The sequence below is a fragment of the Amphritea sp. 1_MG-2023 genome (assembly GCF_030547545.1).
In the GTDB taxonomy this organism is placed as follows: Bacteria; Pseudomonadota; Gammaproteobacteria; order Pseudomonadales; family Balneatricaceae; genus Amphritea.
The window spans coordinates 313,293-331,153 of sequence record NZ_JAUOQE010000001.1; the positions used below are offsets into that span (position 1 = coordinate 313,293).

Below are 17,861 nucleotides of genomic sequence, written 5' to 3' on the forward strand. Positions count from 1 at the left end.
TGAACCTGTTATCTCTTGATCGGTATAGCAGGCGATATAACCGAGACGTGGTGGCTGAAACGTTGTTTTAACACAGCTTCTGTCTTCACTCTAATGCGGGTAGCAAGGGCCCTTCTTATATATGACTACGATTGCTGAGAACGTTGCATCGGTTAATGATTCTGTATTGCTGATGAGTCGCCGCTTACAGAGATTGGGTCTCGATATTGAAGAGGTACGATGGCTCAATCCTGCCGTGCATGTTTGGCGGGTGGAACTTCGAGATCGAAGTTGCCCTTGGTTCTGCTCGCAAGGGCAAGGGATCACGCGGGAGGTGGCGCTCAAGGATGCGTTACGAGTCTTTTTTGAGCGATTAAGCTGTCACTTCTTTTTCATGCCATATTTTCTTGGGCAGGATATTGCGACACAAACGTTCGTCTATTATCCCGATGAACGCTGGTTTCCGGTTAAGGGTGATGGCTTACCCGAGGGACTGTTGGACGAGCCGACGCTGCTACATTACACCGTGAATGATGAGTTAAAAGCGGGCATGTTGCTGGACGCTCACACGGGATACCGCGATGGCGCAATCTGTGCGATCCCTTTTATACGTCAGCTGACCGGCGATGAAGTCTGGATGCCGATTAATATTATCCGCAACCTCTATGTGGGCAACGGTATGGCGGCGGGCGATACTGTTTATGAGGCGCGAGTTGAGGCGCTAGCAGAGATTTTCCAGCGGCATATCAAAAACACTATTATTTCGTCCGGCATTAGTTTGCCAGATATTCCCAGCTCAGTGCAGCAACGCTATCCGGCCATAGTGGAGACCTTAGACGCGTTACGCGCTCATGGTTTTACTGTGTTGGTTAAAGATGCCTCTCTCGGTGGCCGATTTCCGTTGATCAATGTAACCCTGATTAACTCGGCTGATGGTGGATGTCGAGCCGCCTTCGGCGCACATCCTAAGTTTGAAACAGCCTTTCAACGAGCAGTGTTAGCGTTATTATCGGTTGATAGTCTGGATGATCTGTCGGGTTGCTCATGGCCTTCATTCGATCTTTCTGCCGTGGCAGATCAGCAGAATTTGGATGCTCATTTGATTGATGCCAGTGGTACGGTGGGGTGGGATTTGTTCGCCACTGAAACCGATTATGATTTCACTGAATGGAACATCGACGGTGATGCTAACGCTGAGTTCGATCAATTATGTCACCTGATTCATGAAGTGGATATGGATATTTATATCGCTGATTATCATCATTTAGGGGTTAATTGTTGTCGTATTATTGTCCCTGGAATGTCTGAAGTGCGTCCTGTGGATGTCATGATGCGGGATAATCGAAATGTGGGCGATGGTTTACGGCAGTTGATGTTAAAGTTACCGACTCTCGATGATCAGCAGGTTGAGAGGTTGCTGCTTGTGTTGGAAGAGGCGGGCTTTGATGACAGTCAACGTATCGTTGATATCATCGGCATCGTGCCGGATAACGGCAGTGTTTGGCAGTCACTGCGGGTGGCTGAGCTGAAGTGTTTATTGAACCTGCATCTAGGTGAGTTGAGCGAAGCGCTGATCTGGAGCGATGGACTGCAGCGACTCGACTTGCCTGCTGAACGTGCTCGCTTATACCGTTGTCTGCATCAGTGCTTGATGTTTCGTCTCGATCAAGAGCGTCCGTTGGCGCAGTATCATCAGCTACTGAATCAGATCTATGGCGCGGATTGTGTCAATAGAGTATTGGAAATGATTGATGGTCATGGCGTTTTTGCTTGTTTATCAAGCTCAACCTTTGCGCTTGAGGAGTTTACTGCGCATGGTCGCATGTTGGCGCTTTATGCGCGTTTGCAAGCGGCAAAAGCTATCCCTGATTAAACATTGATCAAGCATTTACCTTGCTGATTTAAAAGGATTTTTAAAATATAGGATTTTTAACTGGCGGTCTCATAGGCGACGGCCTTGTTTGCTACTTGGTCAGTGTGGTTATTTCCGTTATTATCGTTAACCTTATTCAGACGGGTGTTTGTCGTCCGCGTTTGAGACATTGCTTACCCTTCTAAACCGCTTGCCCGGAGATTTTAGCTGAGATGCTTTTTAAAAAGCTTCCCGAAACCATATTTGTTCCCTTGTCGGGGCAGAATAAACATATCTACGAGGCGGTTCTGCTGGACCTTGCTGAGCAGTTCTTCGATGAAGATCTGGTTGATCCGTTCGTACCTAAAGACCTGATTCGTTCCTGTATCGAGGATAGCGTCGTGCGCTTGGGTGTGCGTCGTTGGGAGCCTGAAGAGGGCGATTCAGACGCGGATCGGCAGGAGATGCCGCGTTCAACCGCGGAATATACCAGTCGTATCTATCGTCGTTTGGTCGATACTGGTTGGTTGGAAGAAGAGCAGCGTATTTATCGCACCTTTGTCCTGCTTTCTCCGGCCGTCAGTTATCTTTTGCGCACATTGATCGGAATTAACGAGCTGGAAAAGCGCAGCTATGGCGGCGCGGTGCTTAACGTGCTGAGTTCGCTTGAATCGGCGATTAGTGATCCTGCAGGGCGAGGCATTACCTTGCAGGAAGCTGCGCAAACCGCGGCCGATTTCAGTGCGCACCTAACGGATATGATGTTGGGGTTGCGGGAATTGAAAATTAGTTTAGCGGCGACCTCGAATCCTCAGGAAATTGTACGCAGTTTCTTTGATCGATTTGTGGCACATATTCTGGTTTCTGATTACAAAACCCTGAAAACCAAGAATAACCCGTTTCGGTTTCGGCGTCAGATTCTCTCTATGTTACGTGACTTGCAGTTTGATCCGCTGAAGGTCGAAAAACTAACGCAGCACTATCAAGAGCAATTTGAGTTGGGCTTTGCCGATGCTGAAGCGATGGTGCATAGTCATATTAACCGGATTATCCGTATTTTTGAGTCGGTTGATCAGCGTTTAGCGACGATTGATGATTTCCGTTACCGTTTGGAAAAGCGGGTAGCGGATACCGTGCGTTATATGGATAAAACCACGCCCGGTATGAGTTCTCGCTTATCTCGATTAATCTCCGATGTTGCTAAATTGGATGCCAAGGTTATACCGCCTGTTGATACGCTGGAAGGGGTAGCCTTCTTGGCTCCCGGTAGTGTGCGTTCTCCGATTAAGCGGCGTGTCGAAACCAAACCGCGAGTGATTAAGCCGGTGGAGATCGATCCACGGGTTTTACTCATGCGGCAATTATTCAAAGAGTATAAAGCGCGTCGTGAAGTGAAGCCTGAGAATATCGAGCTTTATGTCGAACGGCATCTGCTAAACAAGCAGCAGATTAGCGCCTCGGATTTTACCATCGATTGTATTGAGGATTACATCTGCTTCAGTTACTTACGGCATATGCGTTCTTTGGGTAAAAAAGGTCGCGGAACCGCCAATAAATATGAAATTAAGTTTGAAGACACCTATGTTAACGTCGCCGATATGGTTGAATGTCGCGATTTCAGTATTCAGAGGAAAGTATAATGCTGGGTGACCTGCAGAAAATTATCGGTCGTAGCGATCAATACCAAGAAGATGATTTTGTTCATGCGGCCAATATGTTGTTGGTGAATCAGTTTCTTTATGCTGAGCGTGCCGGACACCGCGATAGCTATTTCTTGGTAGCCTCGCATGTTGATTACTTTTCTAATCTGTTTGCGGCTATCGGTTGGTCATTGATTTATCAACCAGATGAGGCCTATTTGGGTATTTTGCCGAAGGGTGAACAACGCTTCATGCGTTTGAAGTTAGATGAATCGTTATTGCTGCTTTGTTTGCGTCAACAGTATGAGCAGAAGCTAGAATCCTTTGATGTCGAAGCAGGGCGTGCCTATATCACCACGAATGATTTGCTGACGCTGTATGAAAACCTGACGGGCCGTGAAATTCCGAATGAAACGCGCTTGAAAGAGTTGTTATCTCTCTTTAGTCGGCATGGCGTGATCGAGCGTGGTAAGCCTCACGAAACGGATCCAAAGAATATTCCGTTAACCATTAATCCGGCTATTCGTCAGGTAGTGGTGGAAGACTTTATTGGTCAACTGGAGGCGTTATGTGAAGAGCGCGATGATGAGCTTAAACAGCAGTCAGTGACGACTGACGAGGCGCAGGTTTCAGCGGAGACGACGCCATCGACTTCACAACAGGTTGAAGTTGTTGCCGATGCCGATGTTAGCGCGGCGCCTGACGCCGAACAGGCAAAAGACACCGATGCCGCCGATCGTGAAACCGATACCGCTAATGCGCAAGTGGTATCAGAGGAGACTCGCTGATGAAACAGCTCAATAGAATGGTGCTGGTGAACTGGTACGTGTTAGGTGCCGTTGAAATTCCGATTAAAGGAAATGTTGCGGTCATTGGGCCTAACGGTTCGGGTAAGTCCTCTCTGTTAGATGCGATTCAGACGGTCTTGATGGGTGGTAACAAGAAGTATCTCAGTTTTAATGCCAGTGCCGGTGAGAAAAGTGAGCGTAGTCTGCGTACATATTGTCTCGGCTTTATGGATGATCTGGGTAAAAAAGAGAACGCCAGACAAGATTCGGTGAGCTATATCGCACTGAGTTTTTTCGATACTGAAACCGGAAAAGAGACCTGCGTCGGGTTGGCAATCAGTGCTTCGCTTGCTTCGCCAGAAGAGGATGTGCTTGGACGTTTCATTCTGCCTGACTTTTCCGTTAGTTTAGAAGATTTCACGCTTAAGCAAGATGGCGGTCGTTTACCTAAAGAGTGGCCGGTTGTAAAAGAAAGTCTGCTAAAACAATGTCCAGAGATGAAGCTGGAGAAGCGAGCGAATCGCTTCATTCGCGAATTGGTAACCGAGCTGAGTTACGATCAGCAGATGCCGAACGATGATGAAAAGTTCGTTAAAAACTTTCGTAATGCGATGAAGTTTATTCCTATCAATAGCCCAACGCGGTTTATCCGTGAGTTCGTGCTCGATGAAAACATCGTTCATGTGGGTGGTTTTCGTAAATCGCTAGATGAATATCGGGCGATGGAACAGAAAACTCGTGAAGTCTCGAATCGCATTAATGAGTTAGAAAAGGTTCAGGAGCAGTGTAAAGGGATTGATCGTAACGTTAAAAATTCGGTCGAGTATGAGTGGGTTGTGCATGAAACCCGGTTTGAGCATGCGGATCTGAAAAAAGAGGAAGCGCAAGAGCGACTCGAGGTTAATCAGGTCAAAGAAACTCAGTTGCAAGCGGATCTTGAAGCCAAGAGCGAATCGCTCAGTGATATTATGCAGTCCTTGGCGAATACCCGTGCCGAGTTGAATAACACCGATAGCGCACACAAGGTGAAGGCGCTAGAGAACTCGATCGATGCGCGACAGCATGAGCTGAATGTCGTCAAAGAAAAGGTTCAGCATGTGTATACATTGCTGCGATCGGCGGTCAGCTTTGCTAACTATCAGCAATACCTGCCAGACAGCTTTATTCCGGTGGTTAAGGATGCGGTTGAATTATGGCGTTCTGGCGAAGATATGATGGCGGAAACATGGCCACAGGCGCCGGTGGATGTCGATAATAACTTGAATCAGTTGAAAGCATCGGTGGATTCGGTGCGCCGTGAAATTGCGCGACGATTTGAAACGTCAGTGATTCGTATGAATGAACTGCGCAGCGAGATTCAGAGTCAGAAAAGCGCGGTTGAACAGTTGAAGGAGGGGCGTGCCCCGTTGCGGCGTAATACCCGTGAGCTGATGCAGTTGCTGAAGGATTACGGTATTGACTCGACACCTATCTGCGAGCTGGTGGATATCAATGATGAGAAGTGGCGCATTGCCATTGAAAGTTTCTTAGGCGCTCGCCGTGAAGCGCTAATCGTCGACCCGGATCGCGTTAAAGAAGCGATTACGCTTTACCGTCGTAAAGGACGTCACTTGAAGGGGTGTCGGGTAGTGAACACGACGAAATCCCATGAGTGGCTGAATCGATTCAAACCTGGCTCGCTGGCGCAATTTGTTGATTGTCAGAGTGATGATGCCTTAGCCTACATGAATCGTGCCTTGGGCGGCGTGATGGCGGTTGAGACAGAAACCGAACTGTTAAAACAAGAGCGAGCACTGACTTACGATTGCATGTTGCAAACCGAAGGTACGACCACGTCCATCCGTGAAGAAGCGCCGATGATGGGTAGCGGTGGCGGACGTCGACAACATCAATTACAACAGCAAGATCGTCAGGTAGATCAAATGATGGCCGAGTTCAGTGCGCTGAACAAAGATCATGAAGCTTTGGATAGCTTGCGTGAAAACCTGATTCGTATGACCGCTGCGCTCACCGGTGTGACCGAACGTACCTTCGACTTGGTGAATCAGCGGGAGATGTTGCAAACCGAGATTGAGGGCTATCGTCAGGGGATTACAGATCTACGTAATCAAGATGATAGTGGTATTCAGCAGCGGATTAGTGAACTAGTTGATGCGCAGAAAGCCGCGCAGGTCGCGCAGAAAAAATTAATGGATAAGTTGCAATCGACGCGTACTAATCTGATTAAAGATAATGCCTCGCTTGAGGTGTTGGATAATGAGTTACAAGAGCATGCCGAGGAGCGTACGCGATGTGAGGCGGACGTTAACTTTGATGCACAGTCGGCACAAGAGAAACGGGATTATCTGGATGAGTCCTGTTCCGGCGATCTAGACCGTATTATCTTTGATGCGGCTAAGAAAGCGCAGTCTGAGCTGGGATTGGTCGAGCGCAAGAAGAATAGCGTGCGCGATGGCGTGGCGCAATATAAAGCACGCTATCATGGTTCAGGCTTAAGCCATCAAGATCTGGATAAGGTCAGTGAAGATTCATCGCATGCGCAGTTATCGCAGTTTGTGAATGACACCATTCAATCATTACGTGATAGCGAGTTGGCGGAGTATACCGAAAAGGCCGAGCGGGCTCGACTCGAAGCGGAAACCTCATTCCGTTCCGATTTCGTGGCGCACCTGAAAGATCAGATCGATAAAATTAAAGAACTGATTCGTGAACTGAATGCACACCTTAAAAATCGCCCGTTTCATCGGGAGATGTATAGTTTTGAGATGATGCCTAATCCAGAATTAAAAGATATTCTGGAGTTGGTGGAAGCGTATACGCGCATGGATCAAGCGAATGTTGGTTCGTTATTTGATTTTAAAGATGATGAAGATCGTCCCTATCAGGATGCACTGACGAAGATTCATGAGGTCTTGAAGGACGAGGGTGAAAGCAGTCTGCTGCAAGATTATCGCAACTTCTATAATTTTGAGTTGGTGGTTAAAGATCTCGACGGTAACCGCAAAACAACGCTATCTCAGCGTATTAAAACCGGTTCTGGTGGTGAACATCAGGTGCCTTTTTATGTCGCGATTGCCGCCGCAATGGGGGCAACTTATCGCCTTCGTGATAGCGCGGATGGCGTCACACTGGGAGGCATTAGTCTATCGGTGTTCGATGAGGCCTTTAACAAGCTGGATGCGGAAAACACAGTGACGTCGTTAGGCTTTATGAGTGATTTAGGCTTGCAGACCCTGATTGCGGCTCCCGATGATAAGTATTCACTGATGGCAACCACCATGGATACCATTATCAACGTCTGTCGTGATGGGCGAGTGGTCGATATCGATGTGGAGTTTCCAACCGCCAATGGCAAAGCGCTACTAAACTCTGATAACCCCTACCGTTTAATAGAAGCATCGGAAGAGCAAGAGAGTGCCGAGGCAGTGGAAGGGATGTTGCCTGCTTAGCAATGCTTGGGCTATCGCGTGCTTAAGATAGCCCTATTGCTTTGCTAGCCTATCGACGTTGTCCAGCGTGTGCCTCGCGGGGCAGCTTTCGTTGCAGCGGAGAAATCGGGCTCGAAGCTGCATAGTGGCGTGTTTTGTCGCAAGATGATGAGGCGCTGAGTATCATTTGGGTGAGGTCGAACTTGCCATTGTTCCGGTTGATTAATAATGTCGACCAAGGTTTCCTGAATCTCAGGAGTGGGTATGCCTCTAAATTCAATCATAAACTGATCGTTACCCGGCAGTGCGAGTTGCTCGGTGCGCATGTCTCGAAATTGTTGATTAGCCAGAAGGCAAGCAAGATCTCTTAACGACCAGTGTGCTGGTGGCGCGGTTAAGGGGATTAATCTACCGAGATTCCCCGGCGAAATGATGAGTCGATCTCGGGAAAAAAATTTGCGGACAGTGAGATCGGTATGCGCTTTTAAGAGCGAGTTGTCACGTACATTACCATCAAAGTTGATCTGCGCTAGCCCATCGATCATGCGTTGCAAATTAAAATCGCAGGCTTTGATGAATTTCCAGGCAGGCGCCATCGAGGTGCGCGAGCCTAAGCTATATTTCATCGCTTGTTTACCCTGCCGTGTGTTTTGTTCTAACACGGTAATCATCAGGTAGGTCGTTTGAAAGTCTACCATCGCTTCGGGTTGCTCAGTAAAGCAGCAGGAGACTTCTCTTTTGCAGAAGCTAAGCCAAGCCTGTTTCGTGTTCAGGTGGGGGAGGCAACGGATATTCATTCACATCTCTGAAGCTGAGGTTATAATGCTGGCCTCTAGTTTAGCTGAAGTCGAGAGAAGCCTCTATGAAACTGATTAATCGTTCGGGATTTGCTGTGTTACCGCGTCAACCATTTGTCGATTGGGCTAATCGTCAACAGGATGCGTTAAATGAGGCGTTAACGTTAGCCGAACATCGGGCGGAAGGTAGTGTTTATCTGAGCGAAGAGTTTCAAGCGGAGGCCGATATATCTGAGCAACTCGCACAGCATTTCGACGCTATTTTCGTCAATGAATTAGCCGCCTGGGATGAGTTTGGTGATGACTGGCCAGAGAATCGAACACTGGATCTGTTTCTACAATGGTTTGACGTGACGCCACAGGTCGTAGCGATTGATTTGCTGCAAACGCCTTTACTGCTGGCGCCTTTGGAAGATTAATACAGGTCTTATAGTGTAAGTCTTCAGGACGGTTGCTTTAGATAGTGATAATCGCTGAGAATAGAGCTTTTCAATCATTAACAGGTAGTTAGATGTCTGTCAGTTCCCTTCAGCTTGAAATGCATCCGTTACGAGCTTCCTTGTATGAGGAGATGCATTCACGGCCATTTCAAGTGATACCCAGTCCCGCGCGCATTTCTCACCTCTCGGTGATGTGTAGTGAAGAGCAAAAAGTCGAGCAGTTTAGTCATCTGCAGCAACTATGTGAAATGCTTGGCGGGCCCGTGCCAGAGGATGACCTACCCTGTTTTCAACAGCAATTTGGGCAGCTTCAGGTGCGTTGGGAGCAGCATATGGAGTTTGTCTCTTATACCTTTATCTGGTTAGGAGGCGATCATGGTGAGCCGTTTGCCGAAACCGGTATGAGTCACCTCCCTGAGGGTTGGCTAGAAGGTATTTGTGGGGAAGTAGTAGCCGCCTTTCATATGTCTATCGAAGATGTTCGGGGTGTTGGCGAGCCGGCGATTCCTGAAGTTAAAAAACATTTTGAATCGATGCGTTTGGTGGGCAGTCAGCCCTCGCAAGGGGCGGCTCAAGTCTGGACAACCTATCGAATGCACAGTGATGGTTATGGCCGGTTTCTGATCTACAATCGAGAGATGAGTGACAGTCAATTAGGGCGTTTGATTCAGCGCCTGTTGGAGATTGAGTCTTATCGTCTGATGACCCTAATGGGGTTGCCGATGGCGCGTTCAATTAGCCCACAACTGCAACTGATGGATCAGCAGTTATCTGAATTGACACAGATATTATCCGTCGAGCAGTATGATGATGATAAATGTCGTGATGAACGCGAACTGCTGGGGCGGCTGATTCATTTAGCTTCACGCGTCGAGGCGTATCGTGCCCGTTCTACTTTTCGTTTCAATGCCACTAACGCCTATCAGGGGCTCGTCATGCAACGTTTAGCGGATCTGCGTGAAGATGAGGTATCGGGTCACCTGACGTTACATGAATTTATCACTCGGCGAATGATTCCCGCCGTGCGAACCTGTAAGGCAACCGCCGATCGATTAGAAGATCTCTCCCGACGTATCGATCGCGTCAGTGATATGCTGCGGACTCAAGTTGAGTTATCGATTCAGGGTCAGAATCAAGAATTACTCAGTTCGATGGATCGACGTTCACGTATTCAACTGATGATGCAGCATACCGTCGAAGGGCTATCGGTGGCGGCCATTAGTTATTACACCATCGGCTTAGTAAAGATTTTTATCGGCGTGTTATATGATCAAGGGCTACATATTGATAAGAGCCTTTCACTGGGTATCTCGATGCCGTTAGTGATCGTCACGGTGGCATTGCTGACACGCCGCATTCACTCCAAGTTTAGTAAACTGGCTGCCGATTCGGCGGAGAAAAGTAAATAAATCAGATCAGGATCAATATGAGTATTGCAACAGAGATTGAGCAGCGTTTGCAGCAAGGTTTAGCGTTACAGCATCTGGTGATTGACAATGAAAGTCATATGCACAGTGGTCCGGCGACCGATAGCCATTTTAAGTTAGCGGTGGTGACCGATGACTTTGTCGGTAAGCGTGCGGTGGCGCGCCATCAGATGATATATAGCTTGCTATCAGAACTGATGAATAATCCAATTCATGGCTTGGCGCTACACCTTTATAGCGTCACCGAGTGGCAGGAAAAAAATGGACTAATACCGCAGTCACCAAACTGTCAGGGAGGCTCTAAGCATGATCAGTGATGGTGTGCGCGCGATGCACGTTAACATCCTCAATGGCACGCCATCAGTGTGCTGACGCAGAGAGATAAAGCGTCGACGATGAGTCAGCCGACTTATAATTGGAGCTATATTCTCAGAATCGCGCTGGAATATCGACCGTTATTGATTAAGGCTAATATCATCGCGTTGCTGGCAACCTGTGCGAGCGTGCCATTGCCTCTCTTGATGCCGATGTTGGTCGATGAGGTGTTGCTCGATCAGCCCGGCCCGCTGATTGCGCTATGTCAGCGCCTTTTCCCTGAGCACTGGGTCGGTCCGGTGTTTTATATCGGCGCGGTATTGGTGCTGACGATTCTGCTTCGCGGAGCAGCGCTAGCGTTTAATGTTTGGCAAGGTCGACAATTTTCGATTATTTCAAAGGAGGTTATCTTCCGTATTCGAGCGGGATTGCTACAGCAACTTAAGCGGATCTCCATGGCTGAATATGAGTCATTAGGCAGTGGCTCGGTGAGCGCGCATTTTATTACCGATCTGGATACCGTTGATCGCTTTGTCGGCGCATCCGTGAGTCGCCTGTTGATTGCCCTGTTAACCATTATCGGCACGGCAATTGTACTTATTTGGATGAACTGGCAGTTGGCGCTGTTTATCCTGTTGTTAAATCCGTTAGTGGTCTGGTTAACGATGTTGATCGGTAAGCGGGTAAAAGAGCTTAAGAAACTTGAAAATCGTGCCTATGAGCAGTTTCAGGGTGGTTTAACCGAAGTGCTGGAGGCCATCTATCAGATTCGTGCCGCCAATCGGGAGAGTCACTATCTACAGCGCCTAATCGGAGATGCTCGTTCACTCAGAGATCATTCGACGCGCTTTGAATGGCGCAGTGAGGCGGCTAATCGTTTCAGCTTTATGGTGTTTTTGGTCGGCTTCGATCTATTTCGAGCGCTATCGATGGGGATGGTGGTCTTTTCTGACTTGAGTATTGGTCAGATGATGGCGGTGTTTGGCTATCTCTGGTTTATGATGGGCCCGGTGCAGGAAGTGCTGGGTATTCAGTATGCTTTTTATGGCGCGAAAGCGGCTTTGCAACGCATCAATCGGCTAACAATGCTGGATGAAGAGCCGAACTATCCGGCAGTGAAAGATCCCTTTGCTGCCGCAACATCGGTATCGATCACGCTGCAAAATATCCATTTTAGTTATATCCACGGTCAGGAAATTTTAAAAGGCCTGTCCCTTAAGATCCCTGCGGGTCAGAAGATTGCATTGGTGGGCGCGAGCGGGGGTGGTAAATCGACTCTGGTGCAGGTGTTGCTCGGGCTCTATCAAGCGGAGCAGGGACAGGTATTATTCAACGATGTGCCGGTTGAGCAGATTGGGCTCGATCGTGTCCGCGAAAATGTTGCCACCGTGTTGCAGCATCCCGCCCTGTTTAATGATTCTGTTCGGGGTAATTTGACACTCGGGCGAGACTTTAGCGATCGGCAGTTATGGCAAGCATTGGCGGTGGCTCAGTTGGAGCCTCTCATTCGTCTGATGGACGAAGGGTTAGATACCATGGTGGGACGTCAAGGCGTTAGATTATCGGGAGGTCAGCGGCAGCGTTTGGCGATTGCTCGTATGGTGTTAACGGATCCTAAGGTAGTGATTCTCGATGAGGCGACGTCGGCACTCGATGCCGAAACGGAATATAGCCTTCATCGTGCGCTGACGCACTTTCTGCAGGGACGCACGACAATTATTGTCGCGCATCGATTGAGTGCGATTAAGCAGGCTGATCATGTGTATGTGTTTGATGATGGTCAGGTAGCGGAGCAGGGCGATCATGATACGTTGTTGCAGCAGGATGGGCTGTACGCTCGTTTATATGGGCTGCATCAACACTGACTGCCGGATTGGCGGGTGTAAAACGGGGGGGTAAGGATGAGTCGCCGATATCGTTGGTCTGGTGGAAACCGTGTTGAGCTACTGATCGAAGGCAAACGTTTTTTTCCGCGCATGTTGCAGGCAATTAATGCTGCTCGGCAGACATTATTGTTGGAGTTTTATATGGTTAGCTCCGGTAAAGTGGCTAATCAGTTCATCGAGGCATTAATCGCTGCCGCACAACGGGGAGTTAAGGTTTGCTGGTTGATTGATGATATCGGCGGTCGCCGGTTTACTCAGCAGGATCGTGAAAGGCTGGCGCGGGTGGGTGTGCAGGTGCTGCGGTATAATCCTATCAGTGTATTTAAGTTTGGCGGTAATCTGATTAGAGATCATCGTAAGTTGATGATTGTCGATCAGCGTGTCGGCTTTATCGGTGGGACGGGTATTAGTGATGAATACTTACGCATCAACCCTCTGGAGACCGAGCTCGCCTGGCATGATGTGATGTTGCAAGTAGAAGGGGCTGTCGTTGAGAATATGGTGCAGCTTTTTGCTCAGCAGTGGCATCGCAGTGAGGGTGTCATGCCACCGATCTCTTTGCCCGATAGGCGTCGAATAGGGGATGCGCTGGCGCGAGTCACGCAGGTCGAAGGATTAAAAATACAGCAGATCAAGCGTAGCTTTGTGCAGCATGTTAATCAGGCACAACAACGGGTATGGCTAGAAACCGCCTATTTTATGCCGGTTTTTTCAGTACGACGCAGTTTGCGACAGGCGGCCTTACGAGGTGTGGATGTGCGCTTGATTGTGGCGGGACCGAATACCGATCATCCTTGGATCTATCATGCATCGAAGCGATATTATCGGCGTTTACTGCAAGCGGGTGTGAGAATCTATGAGTATCAGACCGCCTTTTTGCACGCTAAAATAGGCCTGTGTGATCAGTGGGTGTCGGTTGGCTCATGTAATTTAGATCACTGGAATCTACGCTGGAATCTCGAAGCGAACCTTGAGGTGGTAGAGCCTGGCTTAACCGCTGCTGTTGAATTAATGCTCGTCACTGATATGCAGCATAGTCGTGAAATCTGTTATGATCAGTGGTCTAACCGTCCTTGGTATCAGAAGCTCAAGGAGGTGAGCTGGTCGTTATTGTGTCAGTTATTGTTAAAGATACGTTAAGCTGTTTGCTGTTATCTTTTCATGTAGGGCTTAGGGCTTTCGGATTGCTTTCAGGTTAGACTGAAAGCAACTGATCGTGCAGCGAGTGATGGCATCAGATCGTGTTTTTTGGCATCCCGCTTTAATATTTCAAAGTAAGTTTAGGGTTAATGATATGAACAAAATTACCGTTGTTGTATTTACAGCGTTCATGCTGATGCTGCAAGGCTGTGCATCCTCATTGAGTGGCGATACCTATACCCGATCTGAAGCGCGTAAGGTGCAGAATGTCGAATATGCGTGGGTTGATGCGGTGAAGCCAGTTGTGATTGAGGGGCGTACAGATAGCCCGTTGGGCGCTGGAGCCGGTGCTATCGTCGGTGGTATTGCTGGTAGTACGGTCGGCGGTGGTAAGGGCAGCACCATCGCTTCGGTTGTCGGCGCTATCGCCGGTGGTATCGTCGGTCAAAAAGTGGAAGAGAGTTCAACTCGTAAGCAGGGTCAAGAGTTAACCGTAACGCTTGAAAGTGGACGGACGATCTCTGTTGTTCAGGAAGTGGATAGCGAAGGATTCTTTCGGCCAGGTGAGCGAGTTCGAGTATTGCGTCAAGGATCAACGGTGCGTATCACTCGTTAACTCAATCGGTCGGCCGGATCCCTGTGTTGTATCTTGGGGTTGTCGCTTAGATCGGTATCATAGTGCTTAGATGTTTAAACCCATGAGTCTATCAAATAAAAAGCCCGCTATAGCTATAGCGGGCTTTTTAGTTGGGCTCATGTCGTCGGCTTATTTCTTATCGGCGGGCGCATGAAAGAGCAGATAAAGGTCGACCAGTAAATCTGGGATGGTGCGACACATTTCATCGCAAAGCGGTTGATCGGCGCGCATTTTGACGAACTCTTCATCATCAAATAATTCAGACGCGATCATGATTGGCAGCATTAGCTCGGCGACTTCCTCTTCTGCTTGATGATTAAACCACTCGTCTTCTTTAAGGAAGACACCTTCCATAAAGGCTTGTGCCCACGTAGTGAGAGCGCTTTGCTCTTCATCATCATCCGCTTCAAGGGTTAGATCGCAAGGAATCAGCATATCTTGATCGTTGTAAAGATCGCTGCCGATGCTGAAGTATAATCGGCGTAGCAGGCCTTCAATACGTGATTTTTCAGTTTCTGTGCGGTATTCAGGAATACCGTCAAAGAGCTCTTGTAGCCACTGTTTCTCAGCAATTTTGACCGGACTGATGTTTAATGCGCAGAAGTAGCCATGCGTACCAATCAGATCCAAAGCGTCTTCAGATACAGCTTCTGAGAACAAAAAAGCTTCAAGCTCATCCAGTTCCTCATCGGTGAGTGGTGTATTTAGCATCGCATTTTGCATAGGTGTCGGTCCGGCTAATAAAGTGTGAGCCGATTCTATCAGTGAAACAGCTCTTATCGTAGTGTTAATCGGTCGGAATCTAATAAATCTGGATGACAGTCTGCATTTGATGCCGGATAATGCCGCCCATGATAGAAAAGGCGCAACAACTCTTAAAACAGATCTTTGGTTATGATCAGTTCAGGCAGCCGCAGCATGACGTGATTGAAACGTTACTCGCTGGCGGGGATGCATTGGTGGTGATGCCCACTGGCGGCGGCAAATCGCTCTGCTATCAGCTACCGGCACTGATTCGATCAGGCGTCGCTGTAGTTGTCTCCCCTTTAATCGCCTTGATGCAGGATCAGGTGCAAGCCCTATCGCAGTGGGGCATCAGTGCGGGTTATCTGAACTCCTCTATGGATTTCAGCATGGCGCAGGAAGTAGAACATCAATTGCGCAGTGGTACGTTGGATCTGCTCTATGTTGCGCCGGAGCGTTTGCTGCAACCGCGCACGCTGAAAATGCTTTCTGAATGTCAATTAGCGCTATTCGCGATCGATGAAGCGCACTGTGTATCACAGTGGGGGCATGATTTTCGGCCAGAATATTTACAGCTGAGCTATCTGCAAGAATGTTTTCCGGGTGTTCCGCGGATTGCGTTGACGGCGACCGCTGATGAGCGAACCCGTGAAGAGATTTGTCAGCGCCTAGGGCTGCAAAATGCGCGTAAGTTTATTCAAGGCTTTGATCGTCCCAATATCCGCTATCGTATCGGCCAGAAGCATCGGGCTAAAGAGCAACTGTTAAAGTTCCTTAAGGCCGAGCATGTGAGTGATTCCGGTATTGTTTATTGTCTCTCGCGTAAAAAGGTTGAAGACACGGCTCAATGGCTGCAAGAACAGGGTTTTAACGCCCTGCCTTATCATGCGGGCTTGCATGCCGAGCTGCGCCGCCATAATCAACACCGCTTTCTGACCGAAGAGAATATTCTCATGGTCGCAACGGTGGCCTTCGGAATGGGGATTGATAAGCCTAACGTGCGTTTTGTTGCTCATCTTGATCTGCCGAAAAGTGTGGAGGCGTATTATCAAGAGACTGGGCGAGCGGGACGTGATGGGCTGCCCGCCGATGCATGGATGGTGTATGGCTTGCAGGATGTTATTTTTCTGCGGCAGATGCTAGAAAGCTCGCAAGCGGATGAGCTACACAAAAGTATCGAGCGACAAAAGCTCGAAGCGATGCTGGGATTATGTGAAATCACCAGTTGTCGACGTCAAACACTGTTGACCTATTTTGGTGAGCCCTTACCGCAACCCTGTGGTAATTGTGATACCTGTCTCGAGCCGGTGCCCGTTTGGGATGCGACTGAGGCGGCACGCAAAGCATTATCGGCGGTATACCGTTGCGGTCAGCGTTTTGGCGTCAATCATGTGATTGAGGTCTTACTGGGGAAAAGTAGTGATCGAGTCGTGGCGCTTAAGCATCATCAACTAAGCACGTTTGGTATCGGTAAAGAGCTCGATCGAAATCAGTGGCGCTCGGTGTTTCGGCAGCTGGTGGCGCGGGGCTATTTGAGTGTTGCCGCGAACAGTCATGGGGTGCTCTATCTGACCGATAGTTGTCGGCCGTTGCTAAAAGGGCAGTTGCAGATTGAGATGCGGCAGGATAAGCGTAAGCAAGAGTCCTTTAGTAAGCGCAATGATCCGCAGCAGAAGCTGGATGTCGAGGATTATGGCTTGTGGAATGCGCTGAAAACGTTACGTATGACGTTATCGAAAGAGCAGGATGTACCGCCTTATGTGATTTTTCATGATGCAACCCTCATGGAAATGGTGATGTACCGTCCTTTAACGCATCAGCAAATGGGCCGATTAAACGGCATCGGTGAGCGCAAGCTTGAACTGTACGGCGATCAGTTTCTAACACTGATTGGTGAATATCAAACCGCACAGCAGCAACCTCAGAGTAAAGACCATCAGATGCAGCAATCTGTTGCGCTGTATCGTTCGGGTATGACGGTCGCTCAAGTGGCAAGGCAGCAACATCTATCTGAAAATGTGATTTACAATCATTTAGCGGATGGTATCGCTCAAGGGCAGTTGCTGCTAGCCGATGTGATCGATTTGACGGCGGCTCAGCTAGAGCAAGTGCGAAATGTGATGTGCGAGTGCGCGACCGCCTTTGGCGTATCACTCAAACCGGTCCATGAGGCGCTTGATGGTCTGTATACGTTAGGCGTATTACGTTGTATTCGTGCCGATATGGAGCGCCCTGAATCGCGTCATTAATGATCACGGATCCCGCTTTGTGGGGGCTGTTTTTTAGCAGCTTTATCGCCTCAACCCTGATGCCGGGTGGTTCGGAGGTGTTATTGGGGTACCTTGCTGCACAGCCGGATGCTCAGCCTATGTTATTGCTGCTGATAGCGAGTGTCGGTAATAGCCTTGGCGGCATGGTGACTTATTGGCTGGGGGTATGGCTCAGTCGACGTTGGGCAGTGGCGCAGCCAAGGACGATCAATCAGCAACGTGCGCTGAGCTTGTTGCGCCGCTTCGGTGCGGTTGCACTACTTTTCTCATGGCTGCCGTTTATCGGTGATCCTCTATGCCTCATCGCCGGTTGGCTACGCTGTCGCTGGTGGCTTTCATTGGTGTTTATTATCAGTGGTAAAACGCTTCGCTATCTATTAATCGTATTGGCGATTCACTAAGGAAGGTGCGAATAAGTCCGTTATGTTCTCTGCGGATATGAGAATGGCCAGATACGCGAAAGCCAGTGCAGCGAAATGTCTGGACCTTTTCAAACTGGCTGACAAAGTAGATGACCA

General features: G+C 48.8%; 14 protein-coding genes. 12 read left to right on the top strand and 2 right to left on the bottom strand.

What is annotated here, in order from left to right:
* The first annotated feature begins 121 nt into the window (after nucleotides 1-121).
* From Q4488_RS01340 to Q4488_RS01355, 4 genes are all read left to right on the top strand, one after another.
* A complete protein-coding gene (locus Q4488_RS01340) occupies nucleotides 122-1,852 on the top strand; it encodes a YcaO-like family protein (RefSeq protein ID WP_303578638.1) in 1,731 nt (576 codons plus the stop codon).
* 212 nt (nucleotides 1,853-2,064) lie between these two features.
* Nucleotides 2,065-3,471 (top strand): Wadjet anti-phage system protein JetA family protein, encoded by a 1,407-nt coding sequence (locus tag Q4488_RS01345; RefSeq protein ID WP_303578639.1) that lies wholly within the window; start codon nucleotides 2,065-2,067, stop codon nucleotides 3,469-3,471.
* A complete protein-coding gene (locus Q4488_RS01350) occupies nucleotides 3,471-4,259 on the top strand; it encodes a DUF4194 domain-containing protein (protein ID WP_303578640.1) in 789 nt (262 codons plus the stop codon). Before Q4488_RS01345 ends, Q4488_RS01350 begins: the two co-directional genes overlap by 1 nt.
* A complete protein-coding gene (locus Q4488_RS01355) occupies nucleotides 4,259-7,708 on the top strand; it encodes an SbcC/MukB-like Walker B domain-containing protein (protein ID WP_303578641.1) in 3,450 nt (1,149 codons plus the stop codon). The genes Q4488_RS01350 and Q4488_RS01355 overlap by 1 nt, the downstream gene beginning before the upstream one ends.
* 44 nt (nucleotides 7,709-7,752) lie before the next feature.
* Here the strand turns inward: Q4488_RS01355 and Q4488_RS01360 are convergent, their stop codons facing one another.
* Nucleotides 7,753-8,484: a hypothetical protein gene (locus Q4488_RS01360; protein WP_303578642.1), complete on the bottom strand. Its 732-nt coding sequence runs from the start codon at nucleotides 8,482-8,484 to the stop codon at nucleotides 7,753-7,755.
* Between the two features lie 65 nt (nucleotides 8,485-8,549).
* Between Q4488_RS01360 and Q4488_RS01365 the strand changes: the two genes are divergently transcribed.
* From Q4488_RS01365 to Q4488_RS01390, 6 genes are all read left to right on the top strand, one after another.
* Complete coding sequence (locus tag Q4488_RS01365) at nucleotides 8,550-8,903, top strand: hypothetical protein (protein ID WP_303578643.1); 354 nt, start codon at nucleotides 8,550-8,552, stop codon at nucleotides 8,901-8,903.
* A 92-nt stretch (nucleotides 8,904-8,995) separates the two neighbouring features.
* Entirely contained in the window at nucleotides 8,996-10,333 is a 1,338-nt protein-coding gene (locus Q4488_RS01370; protein ID WP_303578644.1) for a DUF3422 family protein, read from the top strand.
* A 17-nt stretch (nucleotides 10,334-10,350) separates the two neighbouring features.
* Entirely contained in the window at nucleotides 10,351-10,668 is a 318-nt protein-coding gene (locus Q4488_RS01375) for a BolA family transcriptional regulator (RefSeq protein ID WP_303578645.1), read from the top strand.
* Between the two features lie 78 nt (nucleotides 10,669-10,746).
* A complete protein-coding gene (locus Q4488_RS01380) occupies nucleotides 10,747-12,531 on the top strand; it encodes an ABC transporter ATP-binding protein (protein WP_303578646.1) in 1,785 nt (594 codons plus the stop codon).
* Between the two features lie 36 nt (nucleotides 12,532-12,567).
* Entirely contained in the window at nucleotides 12,568-13,692 is a 1,125-nt protein-coding gene (locus tag Q4488_RS01385) for a phosphatidylserine/phosphatidylglycerophosphate/cardiolipin synthase family protein (RefSeq protein ID WP_303578647.1), read from the top strand.
* A 154-nt stretch (nucleotides 13,693-13,846) separates the two neighbouring features.
* Nucleotides 13,847-14,308 carry a glycine zipper 2TM domain-containing protein gene (locus Q4488_RS01390; RefSeq protein WP_303578648.1) on the top strand — a complete coding sequence of 154 codons (462 nt, stop codon included), beginning with the start codon at nucleotides 13,847-13,849 and terminating at the stop codon, nucleotides 14,306-14,308.
* Nucleotides 14,309-14,458: 150 nt separating this feature from the next.
* Here Q4488_RS01390 and Q4488_RS01395 read toward each other — a convergent pair whose 3' ends face one another.
* Nucleotides 14,459-15,052 (bottom strand): YecA family protein, encoded by a 594-nt coding sequence (locus Q4488_RS01395; RefSeq protein ID WP_303578649.1) that lies wholly within the window; start codon nucleotides 15,050-15,052, stop codon nucleotides 14,459-14,461.
* A 128-nt stretch (nucleotides 15,053-15,180) separates the two neighbouring features.
* Between Q4488_RS01395 and recQ the strand changes: the two genes are divergently transcribed.
* Entirely contained in the window at nucleotides 15,181-17,322 is a 2,142-nt protein-coding gene (gene recQ, locus Q4488_RS01400; protein WP_303578650.1) for a DNA helicase RecQ, read from the top strand.
* The gene (locus tag Q4488_RS01405) at nucleotides 17,322-17,744 is read left to right on the top strand and encodes a YqaA family protein (protein ID WP_303578651.1); all 423 of its coding nucleotides are present in this window, start codon (nucleotides 17,322-17,324) and stop codon (nucleotides 17,742-17,744) included. The genes recQ and Q4488_RS01405 overlap by 1 nt, the downstream gene beginning before the upstream one ends.
* Nucleotides 17,745-17,861 lie beyond the last annotated feature (117 nt).

Excerpts from the sequence above, each read along its gene's own strand:
- Q4488_RS01340 (WP_303578638.1), top strand. The coding sequence starts at position 122 with ATGACTACGATTGCTGAGAACGTTGCATCGGTTAATGATTCTGTATTG.
- Q4488_RS01345 (WP_303578639.1), top strand. The coding sequence starts at position 2,065 with ATGCTTTTTAAAAAGCTTCCCGAAACCATATTTGTTCCCTTGTCGGGG.
- Q4488_RS01350 (WP_303578640.1), top strand. The coding sequence starts at position 3,471 with ATGCTGGGTGACCTGCAGAAAATTATCGGTCGTAGCGATCAATACCAA.
- Q4488_RS01355 (WP_303578641.1), top strand. The coding sequence starts at position 4,259 with ATGAAACAGCTCAATAGAATGGTGCTGGTGAACTGGTACGTGTTAGGT.
- Q4488_RS01360 (WP_303578642.1), bottom strand. The coding sequence starts at position 8,484 with ATGAATATCCGTTGCCTCCCCCACCTGAACACGAAACAGGCTTGGCTT.
- Q4488_RS01365 (WP_303578643.1), top strand. The coding sequence starts at position 8,550 with ATGAAACTGATTAATCGTTCGGGATTTGCTGTGTTACCGCGTCAACCA.
- Q4488_RS01370 (WP_303578644.1), top strand. The coding sequence starts at position 8,996 with ATGTCTGTCAGTTCCCTTCAGCTTGAAATGCATCCGTTACGAGCTTCC.
- Q4488_RS01375 (WP_303578645.1), top strand. The coding sequence starts at position 10,351 with ATGAGTATTGCAACAGAGATTGAGCAGCGTTTGCAGCAAGGTTTAGCG.
- Q4488_RS01380 (WP_303578646.1), top strand. The coding sequence starts at position 10,747 with ATGAGTCAGCCGACTTATAATTGGAGCTATATTCTCAGAATCGCGCTG.
- Q4488_RS01385 (WP_303578647.1), top strand. The coding sequence starts at position 12,568 with ATGAGTCGCCGATATCGTTGGTCTGGTGGAAACCGTGTTGAGCTACTG.
- Q4488_RS01390 (WP_303578648.1), top strand. The coding sequence starts at position 13,847 with ATGAACAAAATTACCGTTGTTGTATTTACAGCGTTCATGCTGATGCTG.
- Q4488_RS01395 (WP_303578649.1), bottom strand. The coding sequence starts at position 15,052 with ATGCAAAATGCGATGCTAAATACACCACTCACCGATGAGGAACTGGAT.
- recQ (WP_303578650.1), top strand. The coding sequence starts at position 15,181 with ATGATAGAAAAGGCGCAACAACTCTTAAAACAGATCTTTGGTTATGAT.
- Q4488_RS01405 (WP_303578651.1), top strand. The coding sequence starts at position 17,322 with ATGATCACGGATCCCGCTTTGTGGGGGCTGTTTTTTAGCAGCTTTATC.